The organism is Streptomyces sp. DH37, assembly GCF_029813835.1.
Lineage (GTDB): Bacteria > Actinomycetota > Actinomycetes > Streptomycetales > Streptomycetaceae > Streptomyces.
The window spans coordinates 1-12,994 of the sequence record NZ_JARVKV010000067.1 but is presented as its reverse complement, the minus strand read 5'-3'; the positions used below and the strand labels follow the sequence as shown (position 1 = coordinate 12,994).

At 73.4% G+C, this 12,994-nt stretch carries 18 protein-coding genes; 9 read left to right on the top strand and 9 right to left on the bottom strand.

Annotated features, from left to right (window positions below):
• Positions 1–3 precede the first annotated feature (3 nt).
• The 6 genes from QC029_RS25375 (at position 4) to QC029_RS25350 (ending at position 5,773) form a co-directional block, all read left to right on the top strand.
• Positions 4–3,369, top strand: coding sequence for a hypothetical protein (locus tag QC029_RS25375; RefSeq protein WP_279558120.1), 3,366 nt, complete (start codon positions 4–6; stop codon positions 3,367–3,369).
• A 16-nt stretch (positions 3,370–3,385) separates the two neighbouring features.
• Positions 3,386–3,880, top strand: coding sequence for a hypothetical protein (locus tag QC029_RS25370; protein WP_279558119.1), 495 nt, complete (start codon positions 3,386–3,388; stop codon positions 3,878–3,880).
• Between the two features lie 14 nt (positions 3,881–3,894).
• Positions 3,895–4,152: a hypothetical protein gene (locus QC029_RS25365; RefSeq protein WP_279558118.1), complete on the top strand. Its 258-nt coding sequence runs from the start codon at positions 3,895–3,897 to the stop codon at positions 4,150–4,152.
• A 71-nt stretch (positions 4,153–4,223) separates the two neighbouring features.
• Positions 4,224–5,090: an N-acetylmuramoyl-L-alanine amidase gene (locus QC029_RS25360; protein ID WP_279558117.1), complete on the top strand. Its 867-nt coding sequence runs from the start codon at positions 4,224–4,226 to the stop codon at positions 5,088–5,090.
• 12 nt (positions 5,091–5,102) lie between these two features.
• Positions 5,103–5,423, top strand: coding sequence for a hypothetical protein (locus QC029_RS25355; protein WP_279558116.1), 321 nt, complete (start codon positions 5,103–5,105; stop codon positions 5,421–5,423).
• Positions 5,420–5,773 (top strand): hypothetical protein, encoded by a 354-nt coding sequence (locus QC029_RS25350; protein ID WP_279558115.1) that lies wholly within the window; start codon positions 5,420–5,422, stop codon positions 5,771–5,773. The genes QC029_RS25355 and QC029_RS25350 overlap by 4 nt, the downstream gene beginning before the upstream one ends.
• Before the next feature lie 16 nt (positions 5,774–5,789).
• Here QC029_RS25350 and QC029_RS25345 read toward each other — a convergent pair whose 3' ends face one another.
• Positions 5,790–6,056: a GntR family transcriptional regulator gene (locus QC029_RS25345; RefSeq protein ID WP_279558114.1), complete on the bottom strand. Its 267-nt coding sequence runs from the start codon at positions 6,054–6,056 to the stop codon at positions 5,790–5,792.
• A 162-nt stretch (positions 6,057–6,218) separates the two neighbouring features.
• Here QC029_RS25345 and QC029_RS25340 point away from each other — a divergent pair, with 162 nt between their 5' ends.
• A complete protein-coding gene (locus QC029_RS25340) occupies positions 6,219–6,473 on the top strand; it encodes a hypothetical protein (protein WP_279558113.1) in 255 nt (84 codons plus the stop codon).
• A complete protein-coding gene (locus QC029_RS25335; RefSeq protein ID WP_279558112.1) occupies positions 6,470–6,673 on the top strand; it encodes a hypothetical protein in 204 nt (67 codons plus the stop codon). Before QC029_RS25340 ends, QC029_RS25335 begins: the two co-directional genes overlap by 4 nt.
• A 270-nt stretch (positions 6,674–6,943) precedes the next feature.
• Here the strand turns inward: QC029_RS25335 and QC029_RS25330 are convergent, their stop codons facing one another.
• The 8 genes from QC029_RS25330 to QC029_RS25295 form a co-directional block, all read right to left on the bottom strand.
• Positions 6,944–9,133 carry an FtsK/SpoIIIE domain-containing protein gene (locus QC029_RS25330; protein WP_279558111.1) on the bottom strand — a complete coding sequence of 730 codons (2,190 nt, stop codon included), beginning with the start codon at positions 9,131–9,133 and terminating at the stop codon, positions 6,944–6,946.
• 87 nt (positions 9,134–9,220) lie between these two features.
• Positions 9,221–9,403, bottom strand: coding sequence for a DUF6257 family protein (locus QC029_RS25325; RefSeq protein ID WP_279558110.1), 183 nt, complete (start codon positions 9,401–9,403; stop codon positions 9,221–9,223).
• Between the two features lie 89 nt (positions 9,404–9,492).
• Positions 9,493–9,711 carry a hypothetical protein gene (locus tag QC029_RS25320; RefSeq protein ID WP_279558109.1) on the bottom strand — a complete coding sequence of 73 codons (219 nt, stop codon included), beginning with the start codon at positions 9,709–9,711 and terminating at the stop codon, positions 9,493–9,495.
• Positions 9,712–9,797: 86 nt separating this feature from the next.
• Positions 9,798–10,112 (bottom strand): hypothetical protein, encoded by a 315-nt coding sequence (locus QC029_RS25315; protein WP_279558108.1) that lies wholly within the window; start codon positions 10,110–10,112, stop codon positions 9,798–9,800.
• On the bottom strand, positions 10,109–11,314 hold the full coding sequence (locus QC029_RS25310; protein WP_279558107.1) for a hypothetical protein: 1,206 nt from the start codon (positions 11,312–11,314) through the stop codon (positions 10,109–10,111). Before QC029_RS25310 ends, QC029_RS25315 begins: the two co-directional genes overlap by 4 nt.
• A gap of 103 nt (positions 11,315–11,417) precedes the next feature.
• Positions 11,418–11,969, bottom strand: a complete 552-nt coding sequence (locus QC029_RS25305) for a GGDEF domain-containing protein (protein ID WP_336621612.1) — start codon at positions 11,967–11,969, stop codon at positions 11,418–11,420.
• Positions 11,966–12,274: a hypothetical protein gene (locus QC029_RS25300; protein WP_279558106.1), complete on the bottom strand. Its 309-nt coding sequence runs from the start codon at positions 12,272–12,274 to the stop codon at positions 11,966–11,968. Before QC029_RS25300 ends, QC029_RS25305 begins: the two co-directional genes overlap by 4 nt.
• Entirely contained in the window at positions 12,271–12,429 is a 159-nt protein-coding gene (locus QC029_RS25295; protein ID WP_279558105.1) for a hypothetical protein, read from the bottom strand. The genes QC029_RS25300 and QC029_RS25295 overlap by 4 nt, the downstream gene beginning before the upstream one ends.
• Before the next feature lie 177 nt (positions 12,430–12,606).
• Here QC029_RS25295 and QC029_RS25290 point away from each other — a divergent pair, with 177 nt between their 5' ends.
• Positions 12,607–12,825 (top strand): hypothetical protein, encoded by a 219-nt coding sequence (locus QC029_RS25290; RefSeq protein WP_279558104.1) that lies wholly within the window; start codon positions 12,607–12,609, stop codon positions 12,823–12,825.
• The last annotated feature ends 169 nt before the right edge of the window (positions 12,826–12,994 follow it).

Sequence of the window (12,994 nt, the reverse complement as noted above, 5' to 3'; positions counted from 1 at the left end):
GAGATGCCGGAGATCACGGCGGAGCTGACGGTCGACGGAGCGCGGCAGGACGTCACCGGCGATGTGCGCACCTCGGAGAACCTGGTGATCTCCCACGGCCGCCGCAACGAGGGCGCCCGGGCCGACCCGTCCAGGCTCTCGCTGAAGCTGAACAACCGGCACGGGAAGTACAGCCCGCGCAACCCCCGCTCGCCGCTGTACGGGCGCATCGGGCGGAACACGCCCATGCGCGTCAGCGTGCACGCGGGCGAGTCGTACCTGGACCTGGACGGCGACCCCGCCGGCTACGCCTCCACCCCGGACACCGCGGCGCTGGACGCCACCACCACGCTGGACCTGCGGGCCGAGGTCACCGTGGACTGGAAGTCGACCACCAGCCAGGCCCTGCTGGGGAAGTGGGACCCGACCGGCGACCAGCGCTCCTACGTGCTGCGAATCAACAACGGCGAGATCGTGTTCAGCCTGTCCACCGACGGCACGCTGGCCGGTCAGCTGAGCTGGTTCTGGACCCTGCCGTACCTGCCGCGCCGGTGCGCGGTGCGCGCCACGTTCGACGCGTCCACCGGGACCGCCGCGTTCTACTGGGCGCCGTCGCTGGACACGGCGGAGTGGACGCAGATCGGCGACACGATCTCGATGGGGACGCCGTACACGATCCACTCCGGCACCGCCGATCTGCGCATCGCCCCCTACGACCCGGACACCACCCCGCAGCGCAACCCGTTCACCGGCCGCGCCCACCGGGCCGAGGTGTACGTGGGCGGGGCCCTGGCGGCCGCGCCCGACTTCCGGGACCTGGACCCGGGCACGACCGCCTGGACCGACGCGGCCGGCCTGCCGTGGACCGTGCACGGCACCGCGGCGGTGACCGACCGCAAGACGTTGTTCGAGGGGGAGGTCAGCGCCTGGCCCGCCCGGTGGGACGTCTCCGATGCGGATGTGTGGGTGCCGGTGCAGGCGTCCGGGATCCGCCGCCGCCTCGGCCAGGGCGCCAAGCCCCTGGACTCCACGCTGCGGCGCCGCGTGCCGTCCGGGGACCCGCGCGCCTACTGGCCGATGGAGGAGGAGCAGGACGCCAGCGCGGCCTACAGCCCCGTAGAGGGTGTGCGGCCGCTGACGGTGTCCGGCCTCGAGTTCGCCTCGGACGATTCGCTGGCCGGTGCGCTGCATCTGCCGAAGGTGTCCAGCGCTGGCGGCAGCATCTCCGGGGCGGTGCCCGGCGCGGCCGCCGGCGGCTGGCACGTGGAGATGGCCTACTACCTGCCCGCCCTGCCCGCCACCGAGCAGCCCCTCATCCGGGCCCGGCTGGCCGGGGCGGGCGGAGGCGTGGCCTACGCCGAGGCCCGCGTCAGCACCGCCGGGATCCGCGCCGCGGTGTACGACACCGACGACGTCCTGGTGGCCAGCTTCCTCTACACCGACCCGAGCGTGCTCGGCCGGTTCACCGGGGTGTGGAACCGACTCCAGCTCTACTCGGCGGTGGTCGGCTCGCAGACCTACGTCACGGTGTCGTGGATCGACGTGAGCACCGGGGACTGGGCCCGCTCCACCACCGTCTACACCGGCGCCGCCGGCCGCATCACCGGCGTCTCCGGCACCTGGGGCCCGGACTTCTCCGGCCTGGCGCTCGGGCACCTGGCCGCGTTCGACGTCGGCGGCACCCGCTCCACCGTGACCACCGCCGGGGTGACCATCTACGACGGCGCCGACGACGGGTTCGACGGCGAGCAGGCACACGTGCGCATGGCCCGGCTGTGCGCCGAGGAGGGCGTGCCCATCCAGATCAACGCGCCGGAGGGCACCACGGTGATGGGGCCGCAGCGGGCGGCCACCCTGCTGGAGCTGCTGGACGAATGCGCCGACGTCGACGGCGGGCTCCTCACCGACGCGCGCGAGGGCCTGGCCCTGGCCTACCGGGCCCGCTCCACCTTCTACAACCAGCCCACCGCCCTCGCCCTGGACTACGAAGCCGGCGAGGTGGCGCCGCCGCTGGAACCCGAGGAGGACGACCAGCGGCTCCGCAACGACGTCACGCGGACCCGCCCGCGCGGGTCCGCGGCGCGCGCGGTCCTGGAGTCCGGGCCGCTGTCCGTCCAGCCGCCGCCGGACGGCGTCGGCACCTACGACGAGTCGCTGGACGTCAACGTCGCCAGCGACGACCAGCTGCCCGATCTGGCCGGGTGGGCCCTGCACCTGGGCACCGTGGACGAGGCCCGCTACCCCACCCTCCACATCAACCTCGCGGCCCGCCCGCAGCTGATCGGCGCGGTGGTGGAGATGGACCTGATGGACCGCCTCACCATCGCCAACCCCCCGCCGTGGCTGCCGCCGGACACCATCGACCAGCTCGCCGAGGGCTGCACCCAGACCATCGGCCGCGTCACCTGGGACGTGGACTTCCACTGCGCCCCGGCCCGGCCGTGGGACGTGGCCGTCCTGGACGACGAGGTGCTGGGGCGGCTGGACACCGACGGCAGCGAGCTGGCCGACCCGGCCGACCCCGGCGCCACCACGCTGTACGTGCGGCCGACCGGGGACTGGCCGGACTGGGTCACCGAACCGAGCGAGTTCCCGTTCGATGTGCGGGTGGGCGGGGAGGTGGTCACCGCCACCGCCTGCACCGAGGCGGCCGCCACGCCGATGCCCGCGGCCGCCACCTCGGACACGGTCGCGTCCACCAGCGCGGTCGCCCCCAGCGTGGACGCGCCCGGCCCGGGCCTGCTGATCTGCGCGTGGATCCCGTGGGACCAGCTGGAAGCCTGGACCGTGCCCGGCACGATGACCGCGCAGGCGCAGACCACCGGCGTGTGGTCGGTCCTCGCGGACGCCACCGAGGCCCTCGCCGCATCCGGCGCGACCGGCACCCGCACCGCCACCCGCTCGGTGTCCACCGCGTGGGCAGCGATCAGTGTGGTGGCCACCGGGACGCCGGTGGTGGCCGAGCACCTGGAAGGGCTGGCGTCCGACGCGACCAACAGCCACAACCCTGGGCCGGTGGAGCTGACCATCGACGCGTCCACCGAGGCTGGCTGGTGGCTGCTGGCCCTGCACGCCTGGGACAACAACGCCTCACCGACCGCAGGCGGCCCGTCGGGGGAGGGGTGGGTGGAGCTGGCCAGCAGCCCGCTGGCCGGTGGCAGCACCGCCTACGTCACCGCCTGGGCCAAGCGCGCCGTCGGCGGCGCCGAGACGGTCACGTTCCCGCAGGGCGACGCCGACGACAACCACGCCCGCCTCTACGTGCTGTCCGGGGTGGCCGATCTGACGGCGCAGGCCATGACCGTGGTCCGCGCCGTCAACGGCGTCGACCTGGCGCACGCCGCCGGGACCGACGTCCGGCTGGCACAGCCGATGATCCTCAGCCACTGAAAGGAAGGGGTGCCCCGTGGGCATCGTGCGACCGAGAGCCGGGCAGCGCGTCACCGCCGGATACCTCGACTCCATCGTCCCCACCTGGGAATCGTGGACCCCGGCGTGGACTACGTCCGGGTCCTCCGCCCCGTCGTTCGGGGATGCCGCCGTGGACTGCCAGTACGCCCAGGCCGGGGACGTCGTGTTCTTCACGATGTACATCGTGTTCGGGCCGAGCACGAACTTCGGGTCGGGCTCAGACAACTGGCGCTTCTCTCTCCCCGTCGCTGCGGCGAGCGCGGTGCAGACCGTCGGGTTCGGCGAGGCTCAGGACGCCAGCGTGGGCGGCGGCTCCCGCCTCCCGCTCCGTGCCCGCCTCACCACGACTGCGGTGATGGAGCTGGAGACCTCCGGCGGCCGGATCGACAACACGACCATCAGCGGCGCCGGTCTGATCGACTCCGCGATGCCCTGGACCTGGGCGAGCGGGGACATGCTGCGCGCGTGGGGTCACTACCCCGCCGCCTGATCTGAGGAGCCTTCATGGCTGTAGTGGTGCACCGTGTCGAGTCCATCCAGTACGACGGCACCAACGGGACGTTCATCGCCACCGAGTGGCTGACCGGCGTCACGCTGGGCAGCGACGACGGGCAGACCCTCGCTCTCCGCGACGCGGACGACAACCCGATCTCCGTCGAGGCGGGCGGCTGGGTGATCCGCGCCGGCACGAACCACGGGATGCTGAGCGTCCACACGGACGAGCAGTACCAGCGGCAGTGGGTGGAGGTCACCGAGGCGTAACCCCTGTCCCCTGCCCGTGCCCCGCCGCCAGCCTGGCCGCGGGGCTTCCTCATGCCCAGGAAGGGGCCGCCATGGCCTGGTACCCCGGCGCCACCAAGATGGAGCTCCAGCCGGAGAGCGACGCCCAAGCGGCGATCCGGCCGACGCAGCTCATCATCCACAGCATCGTCGCCCCGTGGACCGCGCGCCGCACCTACGAGTACTGGCGAGACAGCACGACCCTGGAGTCGCACTTCGGGCTCGGCTACCAGGGCGACCTCGCCCAGTACATCGGCACCGAGACCCGGGCGGACGCCAACGCCGGCGCGAACCGGCGGCCGGACGGCACCGGCGCCGTCAGCGTGGAGACCGCGTCAAACACGAGCGCCTCCGATCCGTGGACCGTGGCGCAGGTGGAGCAGCTGATCCGGCTCGGAGTCTGGATGCACACCCATCACGGGGTGCCGCTGCGGATCTGCCGCTCCCACGACGATCCCGGGTTCGGCTACCACTGCCTCCACCGGGCATGGTCCACATCCGGCACGGCATGCCCCGGCCCGGCGCGCATCAAGCAATTCCGCGAGGTCGTCTTCCCCGGGATCGTCGCCCGCGCCACCGGCAAGACCACCACCCCCAAGGAGGAGAGCATGGCCCTCAGCACGGACGACGTGAAGAAGGTCTGGAACACCGACGGGTTCCTGCGCGTGCCGTGGGGCACCGACACCAACCCGCACTGGGCGCCCTCCAGCGTCCTCACCTACGCGGTCGAGATCGGCCGGGAGAACCGCGGCCGCATCAAGGAGGTCCAGGCGCAGCTCGGTGCGCTGACCGAGGTCGTCGTCCAGCTCGCATCCGGGGGTGGGCTGGACGCGGCGGAGATCCGGGCGGCAGCGGAGGCCGGCGCGCAGGCCGCGCTGGACCGGCTCGGTGCCGCGCTCACCGACGACACCACCCCCTGACAGGAGGACCTCATGCAGAAGCTCATCCTCGACGTGGCCGAGCGAGCCGGATGGACCGGCGCGGAAGCAGCCCTCGGTGTCCTGGCCACCGAGCTCGCGGACATCTCGATCTGGTGGGCGGCCCCGATCGGGCTCGCTATCGCCGCGGCGAAGGGTTGGGTCGCCGGGCGGCTGGGCCGGAAGGGCACCGCCTCGACTCTGCCCGCGTCCGCGGACCCGGCCGGACAGCCGGGGCTGGGAGGGACGATCCGGCTGGACGTGCGGCACGCCGGTGCGGACGCCGAGCTGCGTGCTCTTCTCCTCCGGGCGGTGCGGGGTGGTGGTAGCAGGTGAGCAACGGTACCGGCGTCGCGGCCGTCGACAGCCTGGTGGTGTGGAGCCTCGCGCTGGTGGCCATCGCCGCGCTGGCCGGGCTGCTGTGGCGCGGCGTGGCCGCACTGCGTCGGCTGATCCGCCGGATCGACTACCTGGTGGACGACTGGACCGGTACCCCGGCGCGGCCGGGCGTGCCGGCCCGGCCGGGGGCGATGGAGCGGATCGGCAGCATCGAGGAGACGATGGGCCGGATGGACGAGCGGCTCCAGGTGGTGGAGCACGAGGTGCGGCCCAACAGCGGCCGCTCGATGCGGGACGCGGTCGACCGGGTGGATCGGCGCACGGCTCAGATCGTCGCGGAGGAGTGATACGCCCCCGCTCTCCCTACGGGGAGGGCGGGGGCGCTTCGTCGTTGGTGGGCGCCGTCGGTGACACGAACGAGCCGAGGCCCTGCTCCGTGTAGGTGAACCCCTCCGCGCGGAGGTTCCGTAGCGCCTTGTGCGCGGTCGCCGATGCGACACCGAACTCGGCTGTGAGCTGCAGCAGGGAGGGCACGCGGGTGCGCGGTGGATAGGTGCCGTCGGCGATGCGCGCCTTCAGCACGTCGGCGATCTGCCGCCAGCGTGGCGCATCGTCGGTGAACTCGATCATGTCCATCACCGTGGCACGGGACTGGACGCCACGCGATGTACGGGAATGATGCCAGTCCCATAGAACGCTACCCCGCGCTACGGTTACTCTGCGGAACGTAAAGACCCCCGCGACCGTGGCAACCGGTCCGGGGGTATGGCCGACCTGAGGGAGCAGGACGACGTGAGCCAGGCTACCCACCCACCGCGCTGCATCGCATGCCGCGCCGAGACCCGCGTACCCACCCCGCTGCACGTCGTCGACAGTGCATCCGGTCCCCCGCGCGCTCCGGTCATCTGCCTGCCCTGCGCACGCGAGCGCCTCGCCCACCACCGGCACGCCTGCGCCACCTGCCTGTCCGGGGTGGACTGCGCGGCCGCGTCCGGCGCAAAGCAGCTCATCCGCATGGCCGGCCGCCGCGCCGGGGCCGTGCGGTGACCGGCCTGTGCTCCCGCTGCGGCCACACCAGCAGCGACCTGCGGACGATGGACGACCCCGAGCTGCCGCCGGCCGGGCTGCCAGTGCGCTGGTGCCCCGAGTGCCGGGGCGAGGGCGTGGTGGAGGTGCGGCGCGGCCGGCGCACGGTGGGCGTGCACTACCTGCGGTCGGAGGGCCCTGAGAGGCCGCGCGGCACCTGATGACTCCCGCCTCCCGGGACGCCCGCGGGGCGGACGGCGCCCGGCCGGGAGGCGGGACCCGGGCCCCTGCCCGCGCCCCCGTCGCGGGCAGGGCCTTACCTGTCAGGGAAGCGTGAACGACCTACGAGAACCCCCTCCCAGACAGTCCCGGGAGGGGGTTTCTCTCTGTCCTCCCTGCTTCCCTGGCAGGGGGTTTTCGCAGGTCAGAGCAGGGAGTTAGGGCGAGGGAGCTGGGCAGGGAGAACTCCCTCCCCTCGCCGTGCCTCCCTGCTACTCGACGACGTCCTCCCCAGCCTCGGCGTCCCGTCGGCTGAGGGCGGATTCGACCTTGGCGCGGTCCACGACCATCACTCCGTCGGACTTGTGGGGGGCGGCGTCGACGGCCTCCAGCACCTCCCGCAGCTCGCGGAACTTCCAGTCGCGGTACTCGGCCGGGTTCCGCTCGGCGAGCCGCTGCAGCACCTCCTGGGTGCGCAGCCGGGGAGCGTCGCCGAGGACGGCCGCGATGTCCGCCAGCGGGTCGACGGACGGGCCGCCGGCCACATGGCTGGCGGTGGTCACCCCGGCCCGCTTCGCCTTGGCCCGCTCGGCAAGCTCGGTGGCCTGGTCGCCGTCGATGTAGTGGGTGCGGATGGTGACGGAGGACTGCCCCGGCGCAAGCTTCACCCCGTCGCCCGCGACCACCACGGTTCCCTTGTCCAGGCCCTGGCGCAGCTTGTGCGGGGCGGCGCCGCCGTCGACGGCCTTGTCCCCCAGCGCCATACGGGCCTGCTCCTCGGTGCCCACCACCAGCGACGCCCGGATGTGAGCGCCCTCCCGCACCAGCTTGGGCAGGTTCTCGTTGGTGGGGTCCTGGGTGCCCTGCCACAGGGTGACGTTCACGGCGCGGCCCTGGTTGTGGACCTTGCGGGCGGCCATGAAGTACCGGGAGGTGGCCTTGGTGCCGCCATACGGGCGGCCATCGTCGCCCTTGAGCGGGTTCATGAACGCCACCTGCGCCTCGTCCACGATGAGCACCAGGGGGCGGAACCGGGGGTCGGTGCGGGCCATCTCCCGGGTGACGCCCTGGGTCGATCCGGAGTCCTTCAGCGCGCTGTTGCGCCGCTCCAGCTCGGCCACGCCCTCCTCCACCATGTGGGTGGCCTCGGCCGCGTGCTCGTCGGTCGGGCCCTCGATGAGCACCGTGGCCAGGCCCTCGAACATGCCCCAGTCGCCCACGCCCTTGAGGTCGGCGATGCGGAACTCCACCGAGCCATCCTGGGCCAGCCACAGCGCCAGGGCGCGCAGCGCCGCGGTCTTGCCCTGGTTCGACAGGCCGGTGATGAGCAGGTGCCGCTGCAGCAGCGAGAGCGCGGCGGCGTCCCCGCGCAGATCCTGGCCCCACGGGGCGGCCCCGGTGTACAGGTCGGCGGTCAGCGTCTCGTCGACCACCAGCGGGGACGGGCCGATCGGCTCGTCCAGCGCGCCGGAGTCCGCGATCCACAGCCGCACCGTGCGGGCCGCGGGAGCCAGAGCGATGAACACCTCGTGCTCGTGGCGGCCGAGGTTCTCCGCCAGCTTGCGGCGCCGGTTCTGCACCTCGTCCGTGGAGACGCCCGAGGGTAGGGTGACGTCGACTTCCACCCCGCATCCGGCGATGGTGATGGGCGAGAGCATCGCTGCGCCGGAGTCGTCCATGGCCTGGATGGCCTTGCGCAGTGAGGCGATACCGAGGTCGCGCAGGGCCTTGACCACGATGGATGGGGTGATGGGTTCGCCCTCGGTGCTGCGCTGGGTGGCGGGCAGCGCCCAGGCCGGGGCTGTCTGCCGGCGGCGGCCGACGTCCCACAGGCCGAGCAGGCACAGCCACGGGCCGAGCATGGCCAGCGGTCCCCACACCACCGAGCCGATGATGACCGCCCAGTTGACGGCCTCGATCACGCTCATGGTGGGGGCGAGGACCCATGAGGGGTCCTCGTTGGCGACGGCCAGCGCCCCGCCCAGCGCGAGCAGCCCGCCGGCCCCGGCCGCCGTGCCCACCGCGGCGGACTTCGCCAGCTGCTGCGGCGCCTTCAGCAGCTCCATGCGCCGCTGGTGCCGCTGCTGCCGGTACCGCTGGCCGCGCTCCTCCCACTCCTTGGCCTCATCCCACCGCCCGGCCGCCTCGGCCACCCGAATCATGCGTTCGTACCGGGCCGCGGTCCGCCCATCCCACGTCCGGCGGGCCACGATCCGGGTACCGCCGACGACGTATAGGCCGTGCCGTACCGCCAGGCGGGCCGCGGTCCGGGTCCGCTCGTGGGTGGCCACGGTGCGCACCGCCCGGCCCGAGCGCACCCACACCGGCGGCCGGGCGACCGGTGCCGGGGCGGGCCGCTCCTCGGCTGCCTGGGCGCGCAGCTCGGTGTCGGTGTCGAACTTGACGAGCGTCACCTTCGGCTTGGCGTGCCCGTTGACGCGGGTCACCGTCTGTTCGGTCATGATGGTCCTTCCCGGTGGCTCTGAGGGGCTGTCAGGGGCCCGGGGGCGGCCGTGTGCTGGGTAGGCCAGGCCGCCCCCGGGGCGTTGCTACGGCCGCTGCTGGGCGGCCTGCTCCTCGCGCTCCCGGGCGCGGTCGAGGATCGCGTCCACCTCCCGCTCAAGGTCGGAGCGGTCGATGTCCTCGGAGGCGACGCAGCGCTTCACCATCCGCGCGGTGAGCAGCGCGACGCGGGCTTTCTCTCGGGTGGTCAGCTTCGGCTCATGGGCCATGACGGGTCCTTCCTGGTCAGTGGGCGGCGGTCCGGGACTGTCCCGGCTCCCCACGGCCCCGGCGCGATATCCGGGGCCGCAGGCAGCCGTCAGCCGCGGCGGCGCAGCTCGGCGTGGTACTCCTCGGTCACGCGCTGCTCAGCAGCGCGGGCGACGGCGCGGGCCGCCTCCCTGCGGTGAGCGGCCTCGGCCCGCTCAGGCAGCGACCCGGCGGAGCGGATCTCGTGGTCGGCCTTTTCGACGGCCCGGTTCGCGGCGGCGAGGTCAGCGATGGCAGCCTCACGGCGGGGGTTGAGCGTGAACTTCACGATGGGTCCTCTCGGTTGGCGGGCCGGGGCTGTCCCGGCTCCCCGCCCGGTCCGCCCGTGGTGGCACGGACCGGACAGGCAGCCGGTCAGCTACGGCGCTCCTCCCGGTCGGCGCGGATCTCCTGCCACACGTTCCGCAGCACCAGCAGGCAGACCGTGAGGGCTACGGCGGAGATGGCCACCGCCACCGCAGACACGGCCAGGGCGAGCAGCAGGACGGACCCGCCGACCCCGGCGGCCACCCACTTCCCCGCGCTGCCCTGGCGGACCGGGGCCGGCGCCTGGTGGTGGCAGGCGGGCCGCTGCTGTGCGGCCTGGACGGCGGCCAGCAGCAGCGCGTACTGCTCGGACTGCTGTGCGGCCTGGACGGCCTCGGCCGCCGCCTTCTCGACGTCGCTCATGACCGCTCCTCCCCCACGACTTCGCGGCGCAGCTCGGTCGCCTCACGGCGGGACAGGCCGTACTCCTCGCGCAGCCGCGCGATGGTCACCGGCCGACCGGTCGACCTGACCACCTCCCGGTTCAGCGCACGGGCGCGTTTGCGCAGCTCGGCCGGGGTGAGGGTGACCACCTCGGTGACCACCTCTCGGGGTGCCTCAGCCGGTACGGCGGCGGTCACCTCGGGCCGCTCCTTGATGGTCATCTCGGGCGGCCACACGATGGGGCGGAACTCCAGCACCGGCAGCGGCGACATGACCACCCCGGCCCGGTTCTCGCCCGGCTCGGCGTTGACCCGTTCCACGGTCACCTCGGTGGTCACCTCGGCCCGCTCCCCCGGCTGCCACGGGGACGGCAGGTCGATGACCGCCAGCGATGCCGCGTGACGGCGCGCGGCCAGCAGTTCCAGCAGCATCCGCCGTCGCTCCGGATCGGCACCGGCCTGCGCCTTGCCCACCGCCACCGACAGGCGCCGCGCCACCCGCGCCCGCCCCCGGGCATCCGGGCCCATGTCCGCCAGCTTCGCCGCCAGCGCGACCGCGCGGACCGTGGCCCGATCCCGCGTGATCTCCTCGGCCGACCGGTCCCGCACCGCCAGCCCGAGCCGGGACAGCAGCCGCTCCCGGATCTCCCGGGCCAGCACCGCCGGCAGGCTCTCCGAGCCCGCGCCCGGCTTGGCGTGCCGCAGCTCGATGCCCATGGCCAGGTGCCACAGCAGCGCGGCCAGCACCGGGCCGACCACCGCCCGCACCGTGCCGCCGACGAAGCCGGACTCGGCGTAGGCCGGGATGATCTGCACCCCTGTGATCACCCACACCAGCACCCCCGGCGTGCCCGGGGCCCCGGTGGTGCGGAGGTTCTGCCGGGCCATCAGCGCCACGGCGAACAGCGCCAGCTCAGCCGCAGCGAACATCGCCGCCCGCTCGGCCGTGGAGACCATGCCGAGGCTGTGCGTGGCGAACCGCCAGGACGTGTCAGCCGAGTAGGCGGTGCACGCCACCGCCGCCAGGGAAGCCGCCAGGACCGCGGCGGGCACCCGGCGGGCGGCCCTCCGGCCGACGCGCACCAGCAGCCACACCGCGACGGCGGCCAGGGCCAGGGCCAGCAGCACGGCGGCCGTGGCGGGCAGCGGGTGGGCGGCGGCCCAGGAGAAGGCGGCGCTCATCGGGCGGGCTCCTCTTCCTCATGGTCGAACAGGGCGGCGTCCAGTTCGTCGTCGTTCGCGGTCGGCCCGTCGAGCGGCGGGGTAGTCGGCTGCTGGTCGTCCATCAGCGGTCACCCCCTCGGCGGCCCGGGGTGCCCTTGGCCGCGTACATGGACCGGTCCGCGGCCTCCAGCGCGGCGGACAGAACCGGGACCGGCAAGTCGGCGACGCGGGCCATGCCCACGCTGGCCGACGTCGGCACCAACTGGCCGTCCACGGACACGGGCTCGGCCAACGCGGCGCGCAGCTGCGGCACGGTGCCGCGCGGCGAGGTGGCCACCGCGGCGAACTCGTCTCCGCCCAGGCGCCCGGCCGCTCCGGTGTCGCCGCACCAGTGGGCGAGCCGCTCGGCGGTCGTCACCAGGACGGCGTCGCCGGCGGCATGGCCGAAGGTGTCGTTGATCTGCTTGAAGCGGTCGAGGTCGACCAGCAGCACTACGGCACCGGGCCGGGCGATGATGCGCTCGGCGCGCAGCGTCCACCCGTGGCGGGTGTGCAGTCCGGTCAACGGGTCGCGGCGAGCCCGGTCGAGACGGCGGCGCCACACCAGGGTGTGAGCGCCCCAGCCGGCCGCGAGCGGTGCCGCCAGGGTGGCGGCGGACATCAGCGTGCTCACCGGCCTTCACCACCCGGCATGAGCAGGGAGCGGCGGGCCATCTCGTAGCGGGCGAGCCGCTGCGTGGACCGCTCGATCACGCCCAGCTCGGCGTCGACCGCGCGGTTGAGGTTCCTCAGTTCCTCGCCGTGCTGCGCCGCCAGCCGCTCGGTCAGCGGCTGGACCTCCAGCACGGCGAGCAGGCCGCGCACGGCGCCCCGCAGGCGGCCGACCGCGGAGGCTACGTCGGTGGGCTCCAGGAAGCTGATGTCCTCGGTGTCGGCGAGGACCTGGCGGGCCATCTCTGCGGCCGTGTAACGACTCACCGGGTCACCGCCGGGCGGATGCTGCCGGAGGCGCCGGCCTCGGTGGCGGTGAGCGTGGTGGTGCGGCCGCCGGAGCGGCGGATGACGCCGACGGCGACGGTTCGCCGGGCGGGCGGGGGCGCGTCGATGCACACGGGCATGGCAAGATCGGCCATAGCCGACTCCTGTCGTAGTCAGGACGTTCGGTCAGGCCCTGGCCGGCGGTGGAGTCGCCGAGCTGGGGCCGCTTTATGCACCGGGGTGGAGTCCCGGTGTCATGACACCCACTCTAGACCCTGGTGTCATGACACCGCAATGGATAGCCTCGGTGCCATGACGAGAGCGGAGAGCTGATGCCGAACGTGGAGAAGACCCCGCGCCAGACCGTGCGCGTGGAGAAGGAACTCTGGGTCAAGGCCGGGGAGATGGTCGGACCGCGCAGGCGCGGCGCAGCGATCCGCGACTTCCTGCGCTGGCTCACGCACGAGACCGACGAGCTCCCGCCGCGCCCTCCCGTTCCAGGCAAAGCGGACACCGTCGACACCGATGGCGAGCCCGGCGGCAAGCCTTGATCGTCTGCCGCTCGGTCCAGCATCGGGCCAGCTATCGGTCCAGCATCGGGCCAGCTAACGATCTTCAACGGCGCCGAAACGCCAAGAAGCCCAGTCCAGACACCGTCTGAACTGGGCTTCTGCGGTAGGCCGTGTGGGACTCGAACCCACAACCAATGGATTAAAAGTC